This window comes from Asaia lannensis NBRC 102526 (assembly GCF_024054035.1).
Lineage (GTDB): Bacteria > Pseudomonadota > Alphaproteobacteria > Acetobacterales > Acetobacteraceae > Asaia > Asaia lannensis.
The window spans coordinates 63,674-82,786 of record NZ_JAMXQU010000012.1; the positions used below are offsets into that span (position 1 = coordinate 63,674).

A 19,113-nucleotide genomic window follows, 5' to 3' on the forward strand; every position below is an offset into this window, starting at 1 on the left:
AAATGATGAGCATCATCCCCCTCGCCAATCGTCAGACGCTTGTTCGAAAAGAACTCGAGGCCAGCGGCGTCGACGGTTTTCTGCTCACGCGTGGCGATGAATTCCTCGGAGAATACGTTGCGCCCTATGCCGAACGGCTCGCCTGGCTGACCGGATTTACCGGGAGCGCCGGACTGGCCATCGTGCTGCGCGACAACGCTGCTGTCTTTTCGGACGGGCGCTACACCAGCCAGTTGCAGGATCAGGTCGAGGCAACGCAGTGGGAACGGCTGCATCTCACCAAGCAGCCCCCCGCGGCATGGCTCGCCCATAATGCGAAGGGCCTGCGCATCGGCTACGACCCCAAGCTGGTGGGCGAGGCTCAGCTGAATGCCCTGACTTCTGCCGATTACACTTTCGTGCCGCTTGCGCAAAACCCGGTCGATGCCGTCTGGGTCGACCAGCCGGATCCGCCGGAGAGCGGCATGCGCTACCACCCCGAGACGTTCAGTGGCGAAGGCAGCCTTTCCAAGCGCATCAAGATCGGTGGCGCCTTGCGCAAGGCCAGTCAGGAAGCCATGCTGATCTGCGATCCCACTTCGCTTGCGTGGCTGCTGAACATACGTGGCGATGACGTACCGCACACGCCGGTCATTCTTGCCTTTGGCATACTGCATCACGACGCATCGCTCGAGGTGTTCATCGATATCAGTCGGGTCAGCCCCGATGCCGCGATCTCGTTCCGCAATGTCTCCATACTTCCCCCTCACGAGCTGCCGGATCGCCTGAGGGCACTGAGCGGGCAGGTCGTGCGCTTCGACCCGGCCCAGACATCGCTCTGGTTCATCCAGACATTGTCGGATGCGGGGGCGAGCCTCGCTCGCGGTGCCGATCTGTGCGCCCTGCCCCGCGCCTGCAAGAATGCAATCGAGCAGGAAGGCGCGCGCAAGGTTCATCTGACGGATTCAGCAGCCCTGTGCCGCTTTCTGCACTTCGTCTCGCGCGAAGGGACCGGGCTGCATGAGACGATGCTTGCCGAGATCCTCCACGGCTATCGGGGGGCAGCATCCGATTATCACGAGGAAAGCTTCCCTGCGATCTCGGCAGTGGGGCCCAATGCCGCATTGCCCCATTACAGGGCTCTGCCGGGTCAGGACCGCATTCTCGAAGCCAATCAGGTCTATCTGATCGATAGCGGCGGTCAGTACGATGCCGGGACGACCGACGTCACGCGCACTGTCTGGAACGGCCCCGACGCGCCGCCTGCCGCCCTGTGCGACGCTTTCACCCGCGTGCTCAAAGGCAACATCATGCTTGCCCGCGCACGTTTCCCCGAAGGCACGACAGGGCATCGTCTCGATGCACTGGCACGCTACGCGCTTTGGCAGGCCGGGCTCGATTACGATCATGGTACAGGTCACGGGATAGGCAGCTTTCTTTCCGTCCATGAAGGCCCGCAGAATATCAGCTCGGTCCCACGACCGATCGCGCTCGAGGCCGGTATGATCGTATCGGACGAACCCGGCTACTACCTTCCGGGCGCCTATGGCATCCGGCTGGAGAACCTGCTTCTGGTTCGGCCTGCTGCAACAGGCACGCACGGTCCGTTCCTCGAGTTCGAGGTGCTGGGTTATGCACCGTTCGATCGCAAGCTCATCATGCCATCGTTACTGGAACCCGAAGAGCTACGCTGGCTCAATGCCTATCACCACGATACGCTCGCGCGCATCGGGCCGCTTCTGGACGAGGACGACCGGAAGTGGCTGGCCGATGCCTGTGCGCCGATTGCGAACTGAAAAAGGAAAGACAGAATGGCTGATCACATGATCCCAGCGACCCTTATCGAAGGCGATGGTATCGGCCCGGAAATCACCGCTTCGGTCGTCGAGATCCTTGCCAGGATCGGTGCGCCGTTCGAGTGGGACCATCAGTCGGGCGGACTGGGCGCCATCGAGAAATTCGGAGCGCCCCTGCCGCAGCCGACACTGGACAGCATCCGCAAGACAGGTCTCGCCCTCAAGGGCCCCCTGACGACGCCCGTCGGCGCAGGGTTCAAATCCGTCAACGTCACGATGCGTCAGGAATTCGGTCTGTACGCCAATCTGCGCCCCACACGGACCGTCGTGCCGGGCGGGCGTTACGACAATATCGATCTGGTCGTCGTGCGTGAGAACATCGAAGGCCTGTACGCCGCGATGGAGCATTACCTTCCCTGCGGTGACGACCCCAAGGGCCTTGCCTATGGTGCCGGTTTCAACTCGCGCGCCGAGTGTGCCCGTATCGTACGCTTTGCCTTCGATTATGCCGTTGCAAACGGCCGCAAGAAAGTCACGCTGGTTCACAAGGCCAATATTCTCAAGATCCTGAGCGGTATCTTCCTCGAGGAAGGACGCAAGATCGCCAAGGAATACGAGGGACGCGTTGCCTGTGACGAGCGCATCGTCGATGCCTGCGCCATGCAGCTCGTGACCGATCCATGGCAGTATGACGTGATGGTCACCACCAACCTGTTCGGCGACATTCTGTCCGATCTGACGGCGGGGCTCGTGGGAGGACTTGGTATGGCACCGGGTGCCAATATCGGTCCGAATGCCGCTATCTTCGAAGCCGTGCATGGTTCGGCGCCCGACATTGCAGGCAAGGGCATTGCGAACCCTCTCGCGCTGCTCATGGCTGCCAGCATGATGCTTGCCCATGTCGGTCGACAGGACCTCTCCGCCCGCGTCGATAACGCCATCGACCGCGTCATTCGTATCGATGGTGTGCGCACGCGCGATCTTGGTGGCGACACCGGCACCGCAGAACTCACAAAGGCTCTGCTCGCCGCGCTCTGAACTTTCTCCTGCCGGGGGTGACTTTCACCCCCGGTTCCCGCCCCGGCTTCCTGGTCGGTTACAGCAAGCAGGCCCGTCCGCAAGGGGAAAAAAAAGCTTAAGCCGGGTTAGGCGATGCGTTGACCTGCCTTACGCGCGTAATGCATGGCGACGAACACGAAGACAAACCCTGTCATCGCAAAACCCGCCGACAGATAGGGTAACCGGTCATATCCGGCATAGCCGGTGGCAAACAGGCTGCCTGCCCACGCCCCGACGGCATTTCCAAAATTGAACGAGCTCTGGTTCATGGCCGAGACGATATTCGGCGCCGACTGGGCACACTGCACGACATAGGCCTGCAGGGGAGCCATAGGCGCGTAAATCAGCACGCCCCAGATGAATAGCACCGGCAGGCAGGTCCAGACATCCAGGGATGCGGGTACGAGCAAGAGCTGCATGACTGCCACGAGGAACATGATCCCGGCGCAGGATGGCAGCATTTTCCAGTCGGCCAGCCAGCCCCCAAGCACATTGCGGATGCATAGCCCACCACCGATCATAAGCAACACCAGATCGATCGCGTGAGACGACAGGCCAGTCCTGATATGCAGGAAAGGTGAGATATAGGTGAACAGACAGAACATGCTGGCAGACGTGCACATCGAGATCAGCATGGTGGAAACGACCAGAGGCTGGGTCACCGCACGAAGCTGCGCATAGATATGAACCGGCGGCCCAGAAATCTTGTCTTTTGGCACCCACAGACTGATCGTAAGAAAGGCGATAATTCCGATAACGACAATCGCCATGAAGGCAACCCGCCACGACCCGAAGAACTGCGCAATTGCCGTTCCCAGCGGAACGCCAACAATCATGGCCAGTGTCAGGCCGATATAGACAAGAGAAAGCGCTTGGGCACGCTTGTTCGGTGGTACGATCTGACAGGCGATGACCGACGCTGCTCCATAGAACGTGCCATGTGCAAACGAGGTAACGATACGCCCGGCCATAAGAGACCAGTAACCGGGGGCAAGGCAGCTCAGCAGATTGCCCAGGGTAAACAGGCTGATCGTCAGGAGCAGCGTTTTGTGCCGTGTCAGCGAATTCGTGAGTATCGCGACAATGGGCGAAGAGATCGTCACACCGAAGGCGTAACCGGACACGAGAAGACCGGCATCTGCGATAGTGACATGCAGACTGCCGGACAGCTGGGGCAAGAGCCCCATGACGATTGTCTCACTCGTACCGAGGCCAAATGCCCCGATGGCCAAAGCGAGTAATGCGATAGGCACAGCGGAAGTCCTTGTTAAGACGAAACTGTGTTAACGGACGAAACGATAGGCGCGTCAATTTTCTTCTCTGGTGAGATTAACCGTTTTTACATTTTCAGGCAGAGTGGTTCATCGCAGCATTGAACTACTGTCATTCGAACGTAATTCGAAAGACAGTTTCCTCATGAGTGGACCCAGATGGATTACGGCGAGCCTGAGCATAACCCGCGCTCAAGCGCTGTTGTGAGCGCTACGGCAGGAGACCGAGGCGAGAGTCTACCGAACTGAAGGCGTTTCATTTCGCATCCTGATAAGTGACAAAAAGCAGAAAAACTGCATATCGCACTCAACCAGAGAACAACGCCCCTCCCTTGCGCTCGCCTGCGGCGCATCGCTCGATGAGCGGTCCAGCTGATGGCAGGCTCACACGTCGTAATGGCAACATATATTCCAGGGCAGCACACGTATCGATCGCGCGCGAAGAACCCGCGGAGAGGCTTGCCGACGGTCCGACCGCCTCTAAACTTATTGCATCTGCATCCATTTAAATAGCACAAACGCAGTATTGTTACAAAATATACTGTCCTACGGATCGAGTTTTATTGATCGGCAATCCATGGATCCATTTTCAGCCCAGCGTGTTTTACTGACAAATCCTGATGATAGGCTGCTTGTCCATGCAAAGCGTCCGATCATCACGAACCGCTTTAGGCAGAAGGATCCGGAACATGGCTCATATTGCTTACGCTGATCATACTGACAGTTTTTTCATTCCCTGCGTGACCCTTATAGGGCCGGGCTGTGCGAAACAGGCCGGAGACCGTGCCAAAGCGCTCGGCGGCAAAAAAGCCCTCATCGTGACCGATGCGGGCCTCAGGAAAATGGGCGTCGCTGACATCATATCGGGCTATCTGCTCGAAGACGGGCTTCAGACCGTCATTTTTGACGGGGCCGAACCCAACCCGACCGACAAGAATGTGCATGACGGCGTCAAGATCTATCAGGATAACGGGTGCGATTTTATCGTTTCTCTGGGCGGCGGGTCGGCCCATGACTGCGCCAAGGGCATAGGTCTGGTCACCGCTGGCGGCGGTCATATCTGCGATTATGAGGGTGTCGATAAGTCGAAAGTTCCCATGACCCCGCTCATCGCCATCAATACGACGGCCGGGACGGCTTCGGAGATGACGCGGTTCTGCATCATCACCAACTCACAGACCCATGTGAAGATGGCGATTGTCGACTGGCGTTGCACGCCCCTGATCGCAATCGACGATCCGAGCCTGATGGTCGCCATGCCGCCCTCACTGACTGCAGCGACGGGTATGGATGCACTTACCCATGCGATCGAAGCCTATGTTTCGACGGCGGCCACGCCGATTACGGATGCGTGTGCCGAGAAGGCAATCAGCCTGATCGCGGAATTCCTGCCCAAGGCGGTCGGGCATGGTGAGAACATGGAAGCGCGTGTAGCGATGTGTTATGCGCAATATCTTGCTGGAATGGCATTCAACAATGCGTCGCTTGGCTATGTCCATGCGATGGCGCACCAGCTCGGCGGTTTCTATAACCTGCCGCATGGTGTCTGCAATGCCGTGCTTCTCCCACATGTCTGCCGTTTCAATCTGATTGCCGCCGCAGATCGCTACGCACGTATCGCAAATCTGCTTGGGGTACCCACCGATCTGATGAGCCGTGAAGAGGCTGCCGAAGCTGCCATCGACGCAATCACCGCGATGTCGCGATCGCTCGGTATCCCTGAAGGGCTCTCTGCCCTGGGCGTGAAAGCCGAAGATCACAGGGTCATGGCCGAAAACGCCCAGAAAGACGCCTGCATGCTGACCAACCCGCGCAAGGCAACACTCGGCCAGATTGTGGGAGTTTTCGAGGCGGCCATGTAACAGTCAGGCACCCTCCATCATAACCGTTGAGTCGTGGTGGAGGCCTGTTGACTATCCGTTTCTGCAGACCTCACGACCATACGGCAAATCCATGCCGACCCGCTCGGGCAAGACGCTGCGTTATTGATCTGTTTATTGCGGCGTTTGCCCGAACCTTTTTCGCCACGCGCTCTGTGAGTTCCGCCCACAGCCGCGGCAAGTGTCTTTTTCAGCATTTGGTAGGTTCAAGACCGCGCGTCATCAGGTCCAGTACCTGGCGCTGTTCGTCATGAGTAAGGTCGAGCTTGCGATCGCGCTGGAGTATCGCCAGTCCGTGTACAAGCGCCCAGCACCCTGGGGCAGCAATCTTTTCATCAAAACCGGTTGTCTCAACGAGACGCCTTTTGAGAATGCTGTATCCTTCCGCCTCTGACAGGTCATGCGGAGCGTTGCTCTTATCTCCAGCCTCAGCATGGGCGAACATGAGGTGAAACAGGGCCGGATTGGCACGGGCGAACGCAATATAGGCGAGGCCCTGTGCGATCAGAGCCTCCCTCCCCCCAGCCGATCGATCTGCCCGGTCGAGGCTTTCCTGCAATAGTCTGAATCCCGTTATCACCACGGCGGTCAGCAGCGCGGCCTTGTCGCTGAAATGCCGGTAGGGCGCCATGGCAGAGACACCGGCCTTGCGCGCAATCTCTCTCAGGCTCGGCTCGGCATTGCCGGCTTCGAGTTCTGCGATCGTCAGTGCGATCAAACGATCGCGCAAATCGATTTTAATTGTCATCCCGGTTTACACTGCATACTTATGTTATGTTTACATTGTAATCAATCGAGGTGTTCGCGTGCAAACCCATAGGCGTTTCACCGTCAATCTGCAGGACTACCCGGACCTCGTCATGATCGTTCTCGGTCTCGAAATCAGGAATCCCTGCGCTCTGCTGTCCATGCCGTTAATCGGACGCGGCCTTGGCCAGATCGCGGCGTCTGCACCGGATGGTCTACTGCATCATCAGACGCAGCGTTACGGGTGGCGTCACCTCGGTTTCAGGCAGTACTGGCGGGATTTCGACAGTCTCGAACGGTTTACCCGCTCGGCACCCCATGCCGAATGGTGGCGTCATTTCATGACACGATACCGGGGGTGTGGATTCTGGCATGAAACCTATCGTATGCGCGGCGGGATCGAGGCAATTTACGCCGATATGGGTAAGGCAACCGGTCTGGCCAGTTTTGCACCGAGATGTGAGGCGATCGGCCCCCTGAAAACAAGCCGTATGCGTCTCGACGCATCGTCTGCAGTCCGGAGCGACGCTCGGTCCTGAGATACGCAAGCCAGAGGCTTGTGCACCCCATTCACACACCATCTCATCGTAGCGAAAACGCGTTCCGAAACCTGTCGGCCGCACAAGGGTTGTGACACCCGACAAGGAAGGAAGGATGGATCAGATGGAACCGGCACACGGAGAAATCAACGCAGTGTCCTCGAGTGAAACGGCGAACACCCCCGACTTCCAGAAGCTCCGTGAATCCATGCAGGCGACACAGCGTCTGTGGGAGGCTGTCCCGCTCAAAAGCCGGTTGCGCGTCATCAGACGCTTCAGAAAGTGTTTATGGCGCGACATCGCGACACTCACCTCTCTGATCCCGGATCAGCGCCCGCTCGATATCGTCTCCGCCGAAATCCTGCCTCTTCATGCTGCGGCGGGATTTCTTCTGCGCGAGGCGCCCTCTTTGCTTCGCGATGTGCCCCTCTCTGTTTTCGGACGGCCATTCTGGCTTCGTGGCGTGTCCAGCCTGATACGCAGGCGGGCTATCGGCACAATTCTCATTCTGGCACCCGGTAATTATCCTCTCATGCTTGCAGGCGTACAGGTTCTGCAGGCCATTGCGGCAGGCAATACGGTCGTGCTCAAGCCTGCGCCGGGACGTACCGCGATTACAGCCCGTTTTCTCGCTCTGCTTGAACGTGCGGACCTGCCCCGCGGCGTTGTCCACCTCCTGCCGGAAGAGTGCGGACCGCAAGCAAGCGAAGCCGGCTTCGATCTGATTATCCTGACAGGTTCGGCCCAGACCGGGCGGGCGGTCGCACAGGCCGCTGCGCGAACTCTTACCCCCACCATCATGGAGCTCTCCGGCGCCGATCCGGTCTTTGTGCTCCCCTCCGCCTCGATCGATCTGGTTGCGAGAGCGCTCCATTTCGGTCTGACACTGAAGAGCGGCGAGACCTGCATTGCACCGCGTCGCGTTTTTATCGACGAGGCGAGACGTGACGCCTTGGAAAAGGCCCTTGCTGCCTTGTTCGCGCAGGACAGGCAGACCTCACAAACCCCACCGAACCAGGCGTTGGCGGCCCTGAGTACCGCTATAAGCGAGAATGGAGGTGCGCTGCGCCACGTGGGAGACGCAACCATTTTCACGCTCAATGCCGCGCAGGCGTCCCTGGTCGATGTCGACTGCTTCGCCCCCTGGCTCGCGCTTATCTCTGTCGCATCGATGGCCCAGGCCGCTGAGATTGACCGCAACGCACGCCATGCTCTGGGTGCAAGCGTATTCGGCGCCGAGAAAGAAGCGAAGGCACTTGCCGAGCAACTAAGCGCCAACACCATATGCATCAACGATCTGATCGTGCCGAGCGCCGATCCCCGGCTACCGTTCGGAGGCAGAAGAACAAGCGGCTATGGCATGACACGCGGTCGTGAAGGATTGCTGGCCATGACGCGTCCTGTCGGTATTTCGATACGCAAACGTATGGCCTGGCATTTGTTGCCCGCAACCAGGCGATTTCATGCCAGATAAACCATGGTCGGGGCGGAACCGGAACGATCACGCTTCGTTGATGTTTCTCTGGCAAGCTTCCTGCCCGATACGTCCTGTTCTGGCCCAAGGCAGAACGCCCAAAACGTCTCATCCACCAAGAAATGTGACTGAGACGACCCGTCTCCGCACAGAGAAGTCAGGACATTCTGCCCTATGGCCTCTACAGACGCTCTTCTTCGCTCCGGCATCGGTCAGGAACAGGCAACACGTCATGTTGCGGTCATAGGCGCCGGACCGGGAGGGCTTGCAACAGCCATGCTCCTTGCGAAGTCTGGGGCCAAAGTCACGGTTTACGAAAAGTCTGACCGTATCGGTGGTCGCTCGTCCTGCATCGAGCTCGACGGTTTCCGCTTCGATACAGGTCCGACATTCTTTCTCTATCCGCAGATCATACGCGAGATTTTCACCCGTTGCGGGTTCGACTTCGATGAGATGGTGCAGCTCGACCGACTGAAGCATCTATACGACCTCGTTTTCGAAAACGGTCCCCGCCTTTCCCTGACGACAGATCCAGAACAGCTGGAAAACGAGATCGGCAAGATCTCCCCTGCCGATGCCAAGCAGGTAAAACGCTTTCTGAACGACAACAAAGGCAAGTTCGAGCGCTTCGTTGCGCCCTTGCAGCGCCCGTTCAATTCGGTGCTCGACCTTCTGAAGCCCGATATGCTCAAGGCACTTCCCGTGCTTTCGCCCTTCTCGTCGATCGACAAGGATCTTTCACGGTATTTCGCTGACCCGCGCACGCGCCTCGCTTTTTCGTTCCAGAGCAAATATCTGGGCATGTCACCTTATCGTTGTCCGTCCCTGTTCACGATCCTGAGCTTCATGGAGCACGAGTTCGGCATTTTTCACCCGCGGGGCGGAACGGAAGCCGTCATGGCAGCCATGGCCAAGGCTGCCACCCGGATGGGTGTCACGATCAGACTCAATACCGCCGTGACAGCAATTTCCACGCGCAACGGAAAAGCGACGGGCGTCGAAACCGCGCATGGGGTGGATGCGATGGACGCCGTAGTCGTGAATGGCGATTTTGCCCGGACCATCTCGCAGCTCCTGCCGAATGAGACCCGTCGTAAATGGACCGACGAAACGATTGCCACGAAAAAATTCTCGTGCTCGACATTCATGATGTATCTCGGTCTCAAGGGCACCATGCCCGAGAAGGCGCATCACACGATTTTTCTCTCGAGCGATTACGAAAACAATTTCGCCGAAATCGAGGAGGGCAAGCAGCTCTCATCCCGTGCTTCGCTTTATGTTCAGAACGCCTGCGTTACCGATCCCGGTCAGGCGCCCCCGGGGTGCACGGCGCTTTACGTGCTTATGCCAGTTGGCAATCTCCGCGAGGGTGGCTTCGTCTGGGATGAGAAGGCGACCGCTCGCGCAAGACGGATCGTCTTCGAGCGTCTGCGCGATGCCGGATTTGGCGATATCGAGAACAGGATCCTCGTCGAGAAAATCATCACCCCCATGCAGTGGCAGGAAGACCACGATGTTCATCGCGGTGCCGTTTTCAATCTTGCCCATTCGCTTGGACAGATGTTGCACCGTCGACCCCACAACCGTTTTGAAGATGTGGAGAACATCTATCTGGCAGGCGGGGGGACTCACCCTGGCAGCGGCCTTCCCGTCATCTTCGAAGGCGCGCGCATCAGTGCCGATCTCCTGATCAGCGACCTTGCAAAGACCCCCATCAGACTTCCGGAAATCACGACGCCTCCCCTCAACCTCATGCCCGAGTGCTCCGGCGGACACGCCTGACCCCGGGAGGGACACCCTATGCGATCACCTTCCGACCAGTCCCCGGTTATCATCATCGGGGCAGGACTGGGCGGCCTGGCGGCTGCCTGTACCCTGAGCGCCCGCGGGCACCGGGTTATCGTTTGCGAGGCAAATGACTGGACAGGCGGCAAGGCCGCCGAGTGGGAACAGGACGGCTTCCGTTTCGATATGGGGCCAACAATCCTCACCCTTCCCTCGGTTTTGCGCCGCATCATCGGTGAAACGGGCGAGAGGCTGGAGGACCGGCTGGATCTGCGTCGTCTCGACCCGCAATGGCGCTGCTTTTTCAACGAGGGCGCGCCGCTTGATCTGGTCGAGAGTATCGACGCAATGGCTGCAAGCCTTGAAAAGCGCCATCCGGGCGATGGTAAGGGCTACAGAGACCTGTTGGCCATGAGCGAGAAGCTGCACGACATCTCGCGCCGTTTCGTTTTCTGGAAATCGGTCGGCGGTCTGCGGGACACGCTCGATCTGGGCGAGACTTTTTCGCCCGATACCATGAAAGACGTTCTGGCCCTGCGTATGCATTCGACCCTCGGACGCGAGATACGCAAGCGGATCGGTAATCCTCAGGCCGTACAGGTGTTCGACCATTTTACCCAATATGTCGGCTCGAATCCGCTTCAGGCACCCGCCGTGCTGACCGGTATCGCCCATATGCAGGTCGATGAAGGCATCTGGTATCCCATTGGCGGCACGCGTGCCGTGCCTGTTGCGCTACGCAAACTGGCCGAAGAAAGCGGGGTTGTGTTCCGTACCAACTGCCGGATCAAGCGCGTTGTGCATGATGCCAAACGTGTTTCCGGTGTCGAAACGGAGAATGGTGAGATCATTCATGCTTCCGCTGTCGTTTCGAACATGGATAGTGTGAGAACGATGCGCGAGCTTATCGACCGGGAAATCGCGCCTCGCGCGTTTCGCCGGTTCAGACGCCAGTGGAAATCGCGTGAACCGGCCTGTTCGGGTGTTGTCCTCTACCTTGGCCTCAACCGTGCCTACGAACACCTTGCCCACCATAATTTCGTGTTTTCACGCGATGCCGAGGAAGAGTTCGACGCAATATATCATCAGGGCCGGCCTGCACCCGACCCGACCTGCTATCTCGCTGCGCCTTCACGCACTGAGCCCCAGACCGCACCAGAAGGCGGTGAAGCGCTTTATGTTCTCGTTCATACGCCCTATCTCCGCTCTGGACAGAACTGGACGGAGATGTTTCCCGGATACCGTGAAGTCATCCTGAACAAGCTCAGGACGGCTGGAAATATGCCGGATATCGACTCACGCATCGTGACCGAGCATCACCTGACTCCCATGGATATCCATACGCGTTATTCTCCACAGGCCGGGGCGATTTACGGCCTGGCAAGCCATGGCCGTCTGGCGGGCGGATTCAAGCCGGCAAATCGTTCGGGCGACCTCAAAGGGCTGTATATGGCGGGGGGGAGTGCCCATCCCGGCCCCGGCATGCCCATGGCCCTGATGTCAGGATGGATCGCCGCAGATTGTCTCGACGCTGACCGTACGGGCAGAGCTGCCCGTCCCCTCGACCGTGCGAGCTGACCTCAGCAAAGCGTTCGGTCGCTCTGCGTTCCTTACCCGATGGGTCAGCCGCGCCCTGTGCCGCCGCATGACACGCAGTTTTGCGGGGCTGAACCGATCGGGCGAGGTACCCGAGCCGCTATCGGGTCAAGGCATCCTGTTTTACACAAACCACCCTTCATGGTGGGATCCTGCAATGTTCGCGGTTCTGCAGCAGAGATTTTTCCCAGAACGCGTTGCCTTCGGGCCTATCGATGCACTGACACTTCAACGTTATCCGTTTCTCGGGCGCGCAGGCTTTCTGCCGGTCGACCCGAAATCCAGCGCCAGCCTGCGGTCGCTGCTGGTCTCGGCTTCCCATATCCTGTCTTCCGGCGGCGTTTTCTGGATCACGGCGCAGGGAGAGTTTACCGACGCCCAGACGAGGCCGGTACGTCTGCGGCCCGGCCTCGCCCATATTGTCGCACGCTCTCCCGGCTGCATGGTCGTCCCAGTCGCGCTGGATTATCGTTTTACATCGGAATCACGCCCGGAGGCGTTCATTCGCTTTGGGCGTTCGATCAGCCCAGCCGCGTTGCCGCAGGGCCGCGTTGCCACACAAGAGGCACTGGAACGGGCGCTTGAGGGGACAATGGATACACTGTCGCAGGATATCCTGCTGCGCCGCCCCGTTTTTTCACCGTTGACGTCGGGTCGCTCTGGAATGGGTGGTCTATATGCTTCGCTCCAGCGAGCGAGCGCCATCGTTTTCAGGACACGCTATGACCCGCGCCATGCCAGACGCTAGGCGAAACCCTTCGGCCAAAGCCGGGCTCGCTGTTGCAGCGCTTGCAATCCTTCCTCTGGTAATGGGGCTGCTCAATCTACGCGCCATGATCCGCCCACCACGCAGGCCGGTCGGACAGGATCGGGGCGTCTCCGTATTGATACCGGCCCGAAACGAGGCGGCACAGATCGAGGCCGCAATCGATGCCGTGCTCGCTAATGGGAATACGGTCAAGGAGGTGATCGTCCTGGACGATCACTCTACAGATGACACCGCGGCGCTGATTCGGGCTTATGTCGATAGCCGCATCAGACTTCTGACCGGACGTCCTCTTCCACCCGGCTGGTGCGGTAAAAACCATGCCTGCGCACAACTTGCCGAGGCCGCCACGCAGCCATGGCTCTTCTTTATCGATGCAGATGTGCGTCTTGCTCCCGAAGCTGTATCCCGGCTGCTGGGTGTGACAGAAAACGGGCAGACTCCCGCCATGATAAGCGGCGTGCCAAATCAGGACACTGTCAGTGTGATGGAGTGGCTGCTTCTGCCCTTCATCAACGTCCTGTTATACGGATATCTGCCGTTGATGATGGATACCGGACGCTCTTCTGGGCTGGCAGCAGCTTGCGGCCAGCTCGTCTTCGTTGATGCTGATGCCTACCGACGGACTGGCGGGCATGCGGGCATCCGCAACAGGCTGCATGACGGTCTGGCCCTGGCACGCGCAATGCGCCGCCATGGACATAAAACCACGCTTGTCGACGCTACGGACCTTGCGACCTGTCGTATGTACCGCTCTGGCAGAGAGGTTTACGATGGATTGATGAAAAATGCAATGGAAGGGCTCGCCGGACCGGTCGCGCTTCCAGTATGGACCGTCCTTCTCGCTGGTGGGCATATCGCGCCATTCCTCATGCGCACTACCCCCGCAATATGGCTCGCACGCTTCGCCAGTCTGGGCTTTCGTCTTATCGTGGCATTGCGCTGCAGACAGGGTCTGCGCACCGTGATTGCCAGCCCGATCGGCACTTTCCTACTGCTTTTTATACAGTTCCATGCCCGTATAAGGCATGTTCTCGGGCGCCCTGTATCCTGGAAAGGTCGGCATTATGAAACTTAGAACTGGTCTCGCTGCTGTATTGTCTTTATGGCCCCTCACCGCTCTTGCGGCGTTTGCAGGCCCTGTGGAGATCGACGTCAGGAACGTGCCTGACAACACGGGCATGGTTCGCGTCGCCCTGTGCAGCGAAGACGAATTTCTCAAGCCCACCTGCAAGTTTCATGGCGAAGTCCAATCCAGTACGCCGACCGTGGCGATCACTCTCGATAACGTGCCAGAGGGTGTGTATGCCGTTCAGGCCTATCAGGACCGCAACGGCAATGCGAAACTGGACAAGTCGTTCTTCGGCATTCCTCAGGAGCCGATCGGCTTTTCACGTAATCCTGTTCTGCGCTTTGGGCCGCCTACTTTCGAACAATGTGCAGTCAAACTGACACAAGGCGGCGGCAAGCTGGATGTCACGCTGATCACGCGCTGAAAACGCGAGGCCGGGGCGGACACGGTTTCTCCGTCTGATGGTTTCGATGCCGCCCCGCTCGCGCATCATTAAACCAGCTGTTCCAATGACTGGCGGCACTATGCGCCCACGTCATTGGAACGCCCGATGAGATGCGAGACGCCTGCCGAGTCTCCCGCCACCCATCAGGGAACTGCTTCTTCTGCAAAACAGTTACCGGATCGACTGCCAGCGGTTCAGAAGCAGGGAATTTGTCACGACAGAAACCGAGCTGAGGGCCATCGCGCCGCCGGCTACCGCCGGATTAAGGAACCCGAACGCCGCAAGCGGAATAGCCGCGACATTATAACCGAACGCGAAAAACAGGTTTTGTTTTATCTTCCTGACAGTTGCACGTGAGAGAGAAAGCGCATCGGGAATAGCGCGCAGATCGGCCGTCATCAAAACAAGATCGGCCGTCTCCATGGCTGCAGCAGAGCCCGATCCTATCGCGATACTGATATCCGCCGCAGCCAGAGCTGGCGCATCGTTGATGCCGTCCCCTGTCATCCCGACCACCTGTCCCGGGCCGTGCAGGGCCCGAATAGCCTCGACCTTGCCTTCAGGGCGCAGTGAAGCTGCAACATCGTCGATCCCGACCTGGGCGGCAATGGCATCGGCAACGACCGGCCTGTCACCTGTCAGCATGACCGTCCTGATATGCTCGCGGTGAAGCCATGAAATCACTTCGGCAGCTTCGGGACGCACGTGATCGGAAAGGGTAATGGCTCCCAGATACGCATTGTCACGCGCTACGCAGGCCAGGGTCACGCCATCCCCCATTCCGGGTGTAGCGTCGACCGTGACACCCTGTTCGCGCAGATAATCCGGTGTTCCAACCATATAGCGTTCGCCATCGGCATGGGCCTCGATCCCTTTGCCGGGCAACGCCTTGAAGTTTTGCGGGTGCGTGACGGATTTTATGCCCTTTTCGGCTGTGTAAGCCACGATGGCCTTGCCGAGCGGGTGCTCGGAACCGCTTTCCAGCCCGGCCGCGATGGCAAGCAATCCAATCTCATCCTGACCTTGCACCGGAAAAACACCCTCGACCACGGGTTGGCCTGTCGTGATCGTGCCTGTTTTGTCGAAGGCCAGAACGGTAAGTCTGTGCATGCGCTCGAGCGCTTCGGCATTGCGAAACAGGATACCTGCCGATGCGGCCTTTCCGGTGCCGACCATTAAAGCCGTCGGTGTGGCAAGACCGAGGGAACAGGGACAGGCAATGACCAGCACCGAAATGGCTGAAACCAGGCTCCAGCTCGCATCACCCGTAACGGCCCAGCCGACGACGAAAGTCAGCACTGCAATGACGATAATGGTCGGGACGAACACGGCCGAGACCTTGTCCGCCATACGCTGTATGGGGGCTTTGGATCCTTGTGCCTGAGAGACGAGAGAAACGATACGCGAAAGAGCCGTATCGCTCCCCAACGACGTGGCGCGTGCGCGTACGATCCCCGTGGTGTTCAGCGTGCCGGCATAGATCGTGTCACCGGTTTGACGAAGCACCGGACTTGATTCACCGGTAAGCATCGACTCATCGATCTCGGTCTCACCTTCCGTCACTTCTCCATCCACCGGTATGGATTCACCCGGTCGGACGAGAAACAGGTCGCCTTTCTGCAGCATGGCAACCGGACGGGTAACGATCTCCCCCCCCTCGATGCGGTTCGCAGTTTGCGGCCGCAATCTCAGAAGGGCCTCGAGGCCGGATGCTGCCCTGTGGCGCGCACGGGCTTCAAGCAGCCTGCCAACGGAGACGAGGAAAATGACAAAGGCACTCGCCTCGAAATAAACCGGGAGATCGAGACCGAGGCAAACAACGATCAGGCTGAATCCATAGGCAATACTGGTCCCAAGGCAGACCAGCACATTCATATTCGCCGAACCGCTGCGTAGCGCGTGGAACGCGCTCCTGTAGAAATGTCGGGCAGAGTAGAACTGGATAAAACTCGCGCAGACCAGTTGCACCCATAACGGCACGAGTTGATGCATGCCAACGCTCATGCCGATCATCTCGATCAGGAAAGGCACACAGAACAAACCGGTCAATGCGAGATCGAGGAGCGCGCTCTTTTCAGACGCGTCGTCATCAGAGTTTTCTCGCACGAGCGAGACAGGCGACGCGTCGAAACCGGCTTTTCGTATGACAGCAACCAGCGCCTCTTCGCTTGCTGCTCCCGTAACGAGGTCGATATGCGCCTGCCCGGTCGCGAGGTTGACGTTTGCAGTCACGCCGGGGAGACGATTAAGCAGCTTTTCGATCCGGGACGAGCATGCTGCACAACTCATACCAGACACGGCAAGCTCGATGGCGTGATGCGATAATCCGAATCCCGCTTTTTCGACAAGCTTCTCTATTGCGGCGAGGTCGGGAGCACCATCCCGGCATGTGATCAACGCCCGTGAGGTCGCGAAATTAACCCCGGCTTGCAGACCCTGCTGACGGTTCAGAACCTTCTCGAGCCGTGCTGCGCAGGCAGCGCAGCTCATTCCGGTGATCTCGAGATCGAGGGTTTCGGCAGTCATGCAGATGTCCAGTCCGTCACCGGGGGTTACGTGGCTTCGGTCTTCGCCGTCGCGACCGATCTTTCAGGAAATATCAAGGGCGAACGACGTCGAACCCGGTATCCTCGATAACGGTCTCTATCGCCGAACGGGGAACAGCGACGTCGCCAAGCGTGACCTGAACCAGGCCCGTTTCATGACTGGCCTTGACGCCCTCGATGCCCGGAACATCCATCAGGCTTTTCTCGAGCCGGGAAGAGCACCCACCACAGGACATGCCATCGACCTTGAAATCCAGCGTTTCGCTCATCTCTTTATCCTTTTTTGAGATATACTCTGTCTAGGTTGGTATCCGGGTCGTTGCAATCAAGCGCGTTCTGGGTGAGACTGAACTGCTCGACCACCCAGCTTCAAAATCTTGTGCAAGGATTTCATGCGCCGCCGGAACGCGCCTCTCTGGATCGTCTTTGCCGTCACACTCAGCCTGTGTCTGAGAGGCATTTTGCCTGCTCAGGCACAGGCGGTGGTGACGCAGGTTTTGGGGGCTCATTCCATCACTATCGGGCAGCCTGATGGCATGCAATCGATCTCCACGCACCCTTCTGCCATCCACGCAGCGTGTCATGCAGGACGGGTCTCGTCCATGCATCAACATCCTGCGGGAATGCCTGCCCATAACGGCCACTGCACGGATCACAGTCACGGTTCCGAATGCCCGCTCTGTCCGCCTGCCATAGCCTGCGCGATCGGATACATCCTTCCTGATCTGGCGTTTTTCAGCGCCTCGTTAGTCTCGACGTCGGCCCGATATGAATGGCGGGTGCATACGGTGCAGTCAGGCTTGGACCTTATCCCCGATGACAGGCCTCCTCGCCCTCTCCTGACAGTCTGATCCGCGCATCCGTTCGGGAAACCCACCCGGATGAATGCCTTGCTTCGTCTGCTCAGGACCTTGTCTCATGTCCATTGCCTTTCGTACCGATCCTGCCTCCCGCAGGACGGTTGATCGTGCGCTCACGCGCCGTCATTTCGTGACCGGGCTTTCCGGCCTCGCCCTGACCCCCTTGGTGCCACATGCTCGTGCCGATGCGGCTCCTGTCGATGCATCGGCAATACCGGAGCGTGCATCCTCCTATTACCGCCTCGATATCGACACGAGACGCTGGAAGGTTGGAACGCGAAGCGCTCACGGTTTTACAGTGAACGGGTCCGTCCCTGCCCCCACGCTACGCTGGCGTGAAGGCGACGATATGACGCTCGATATTATCAATCACCTCGATGCGCCCACATCCATCCACTGGCATGGCATACGACTGCCTGCCTCGATGGACGGCGTACCGGGGCTGAGCTTTGGCGGCATTCCTGCGAAAGGGCGTTTCACCTATCGCTTTCCTCTCAAGCAGTCCGGGACATACTGGTATCACAGCCATTCGGGCATGCAGGAAGCACAGGGGCTATTCGGCGCACTCGTTATCGATCCCGCCAAACCGCAGCCCCGTCGATACGAACGCGACTATGTCATCGTGCTTTCCGACTGGAGCGATGTTGCCCCGCACGACATCATCAGCAACCTCAAGCAGCAGGACGACTACTACAACTTCCGGCAACGCAGTGTGGCCTCTTTATTCCGTGAAGCCCGCCAGCAGGGCCTGAACGAGGCCGTAAGCAGCCGTCTCATGTGGTCGCGCATGCGCATGTCGGCGACAGATATCTCCGATGTCAGTGGCGTGATCTACAGCTATCTCATCAACGGTCGGGCGCCGGATCAGAACTGGACAGGCTTGTTCTCTCCGGGTGAGCGTATCCGGCTGCGGGTGATCAATGCCTCTGCAATGACGCTTTTCGACTTTCGCATACCGGGGCTCGATTTCGATATCATCGCGGCAGATGGATCCGATGTTCAGCCCGTGCGTGTGGAGGAGTTCCGCATCGGACCGGCGGAGACCTACGATCTGATCGTAACGCCGACCGAAAGCCGCGCCTGGACGATTTTCGTCCAGCCTGAAGACCGGACCGGTTTTGCGCGCGGCACGCTTGCACCGGCACCCGGTATGCAGGCCCCCATCCCGGCTATGGACCCGCGTCCCGTCCGAACGATGGTCGATATGGGCATGAGCGGCATGAGCGGCATGAGCGGCATGAGCGGCATGAGCGGCATGAGCGGCATGAGCGGCATGAGCGGCATGAGCGGCATGAGCG

15 protein-coding genes are annotated in these 19,113 nt (G+C 58.8%); 11 read left to right on the forward strand and 4 right to left on the reverse strand.

The annotated features are described in order from the left end of the window. The first annotated feature begins 5 nt into the window (after positions 1-5). Positions 6-1,775 (forward strand): aminopeptidase P family protein, encoded by a 1,770-nt coding sequence (locus tag NF685_RS13180; protein WP_252849986.1) that lies wholly within the window; start codon positions 6-8, stop codon positions 1,773-1,775. Between the two features lie 15 nt (positions 1,776-1,790). Then, positions 1,791-2,813 (forward strand): isocitrate/isopropylmalate dehydrogenase family protein, encoded by a 1,023-nt coding sequence (locus NF685_RS13185; protein WP_222547490.1) that lies wholly within the window; start codon positions 1,791-1,793, stop codon positions 2,811-2,813. 107 nt (positions 2,814-2,920) lie between these two features. On the opposite strand, the gene NF685_RS13190 is transcribed toward NF685_RS13185, so the two are convergent. After that, positions 2,921-4,087 (reverse strand): MFS transporter, encoded by a 1,167-nt coding sequence (locus tag NF685_RS13190; RefSeq protein WP_252849972.1) that lies wholly within the window; start codon positions 4,085-4,087, stop codon positions 2,921-2,923. 707 nt (positions 4,088-4,794) lie between these two features. Here NF685_RS13190 and mdh point away from each other — a divergent pair. After that, positions 4,795-5,967: an iron-dependent methanol dehydrogenase gene (gene mdh, locus NF685_RS13195; RefSeq protein ID WP_252849973.1), complete on the forward strand. Its 1,173-nt coding sequence runs from the start codon at positions 4,795-4,797 to the stop codon at positions 5,965-5,967. A 208-nt stretch (positions 5,968-6,175) separates the two neighbouring features. Here mdh and NF685_RS13200 read toward each other — a convergent pair whose 3' ends face one another. Continuing rightward, positions 6,176-6,733 carry a TetR/AcrR family transcriptional regulator gene (locus NF685_RS13200; RefSeq protein WP_252849974.1) on the reverse strand — a complete coding sequence of 186 codons (558 nt, stop codon included), beginning with the start codon at positions 6,731-6,733 and terminating at the stop codon, positions 6,176-6,178. A gap of 58 nt (positions 6,734-6,791) precedes the next feature. On the opposite strand from NF685_RS13200, the gene NF685_RS13205 reads away from it, so the two are divergent. The 7 genes from NF685_RS13205 (at position 6,792) to NF685_RS13235 (ending at position 14,388) form a co-directional block, all read left to right on the forward strand. Continuing rightward, entirely contained in the window at positions 6,792-7,271 is a 480-nt protein-coding gene (locus NF685_RS13205) for a monooxygenase family protein (RefSeq protein WP_222547493.1), read from the forward strand. Between the two features lie 115 nt (positions 7,272-7,386). Continuing rightward, positions 7,387-8,745, forward strand: a complete 1,359-nt coding sequence (locus tag NF685_RS13210; protein WP_264813781.1) for an aldehyde dehydrogenase family protein — start codon at positions 7,387-7,389, stop codon at positions 8,743-8,745. 174 nt (positions 8,746-8,919) lie between these two features. Continuing rightward, entirely contained in the window at positions 8,920-10,527 is a 1,608-nt protein-coding gene (locus tag NF685_RS13215) for a phytoene desaturase family protein (protein WP_252849976.1), read from the forward strand. Positions 10,528-10,545: 18 nt separating this feature from the next. Continuing rightward, positions 10,546-12,108, forward strand: coding sequence for a phytoene desaturase family protein (locus NF685_RS13220; RefSeq protein WP_252849977.1), 1,563 nt, complete (start codon positions 10,546-10,548; stop codon positions 12,106-12,108). 67 nt (positions 12,109-12,175) lie between these two features. Further along, the gene (locus tag NF685_RS13225) at positions 12,176-12,874 is read left to right on the forward strand and encodes a lysophospholipid acyltransferase family protein (protein ID WP_252849978.1); all 699 of its coding nucleotides are present in this window, start codon (positions 12,176-12,178) and stop codon (positions 12,872-12,874) included. Then, positions 12,849-13,970, forward strand: coding sequence for a glycosyltransferase (locus NF685_RS13230; protein WP_252849979.1), 1,122 nt, complete (start codon positions 12,849-12,851; stop codon positions 13,968-13,970). The genes NF685_RS13225 and NF685_RS13230 overlap by 26 nt, the downstream gene beginning before the upstream one ends. Then, complete coding sequence (locus NF685_RS13235) at positions 13,960-14,388, forward strand: DUF2141 domain-containing protein (protein WP_252849980.1); 429 nt, start codon at positions 13,960-13,962, stop codon at positions 14,386-14,388. The genes NF685_RS13230 and NF685_RS13235 overlap by 11 nt, the downstream gene beginning before the upstream one ends. A 192-nt stretch (positions 14,389-14,580) precedes the next feature. Here the strand turns inward: NF685_RS13235 and NF685_RS13240 are convergent, their stop codons facing one another. Both NF685_RS13240 and NF685_RS13245 read right to left on the reverse strand, forming a co-directional pair. Next, positions 14,581-16,935: a heavy metal translocating P-type ATPase gene (locus NF685_RS13240; RefSeq protein ID WP_252849981.1), complete on the reverse strand. Its 2,355-nt coding sequence runs from the start codon at positions 16,933-16,935 to the stop codon at positions 14,581-14,583. 73 nt (positions 16,936-17,008) lie between these two features. Beyond that, complete coding sequence (locus NF685_RS13245) at positions 17,009-17,224, reverse strand: heavy-metal-associated domain-containing protein (protein WP_252849982.1); 216 nt, start codon at positions 17,222-17,224, stop codon at positions 17,009-17,011. Between the two features lie 649 nt (positions 17,225-17,873). Here NF685_RS13245 and NF685_RS13250 point away from each other — a divergent pair. Beyond that, the coding region (locus NF685_RS13250; RefSeq protein ID WP_252849983.1) for a copper resistance system multicopper oxidase at positions 17,874-19,113 on the forward strand (1,240 nt) is incomplete at its 3' end.

Excerpts from the sequence above, each read along its gene's own strand:
- NF685_RS13180 (WP_252849986.1), top strand. The coding sequence starts at position 6 with ATGAGCATCATCCCCCTCGCCAATCGTCAGACGCTTGTTCGAAAAGAA.
- NF685_RS13185 (WP_222547490.1), top strand. The coding sequence starts at position 1,791 with ATGGCTGATCACATGATCCCAGCGACCCTTATCGAAGGCGATGGTATC.
- mdh (WP_252849973.1), top strand. The coding sequence starts at position 4,795 with ATGGCTCATATTGCTTACGCTGATCATACTGACAGTTTTTTCATTCCC.
- NF685_RS13200 (WP_252849974.1), bottom strand. The coding sequence starts at position 6,733 with ATGACAATTAAAATCGATTTGCGCGATCGTTTGATCGCACTGACGATC.
- NF685_RS13210 (WP_264813781.1), top strand. The coding sequence starts at position 7,387 with ATGGATCAGATGGAACCGGCACACGGAGAAATCAACGCAGTGTCCTCG.
- NF685_RS13215 (WP_252849976.1), top strand. The coding sequence starts at position 8,920 with ATGGCCTCTACAGACGCTCTTCTTCGCTCCGGCATCGGTCAGGAACAG.
- NF685_RS13220 (WP_252849977.1), top strand. The coding sequence starts at position 10,546 with ATGCGATCACCTTCCGACCAGTCCCCGGTTATCATCATCGGGGCAGGA.
- NF685_RS13225 (WP_252849978.1), top strand. The coding sequence starts at position 12,176 with ATGACACGCAGTTTTGCGGGGCTGAACCGATCGGGCGAGGTACCCGAG.
- NF685_RS13230 (WP_252849979.1), top strand. The coding sequence starts at position 12,849 with ATGACCCGCGCCATGCCAGACGCTAGGCGAAACCCTTCGGCCAAAGCC.
- NF685_RS13235 (WP_252849980.1), top strand. The coding sequence starts at position 13,960 with ATGAAACTTAGAACTGGTCTCGCTGCTGTATTGTCTTTATGGCCCCTC.
- NF685_RS13240 (WP_252849981.1), bottom strand. The coding sequence starts at position 16,935 with ATGACTGCCGAAACCCTCGATCTCGAGATCACCGGAATGAGCTGCGCT.
- NF685_RS13245 (WP_252849982.1), bottom strand. The coding sequence starts at position 17,224 with ATGAGCGAAACGCTGGATTTCAAGGTCGATGGCATGTCCTGTGGTGGG.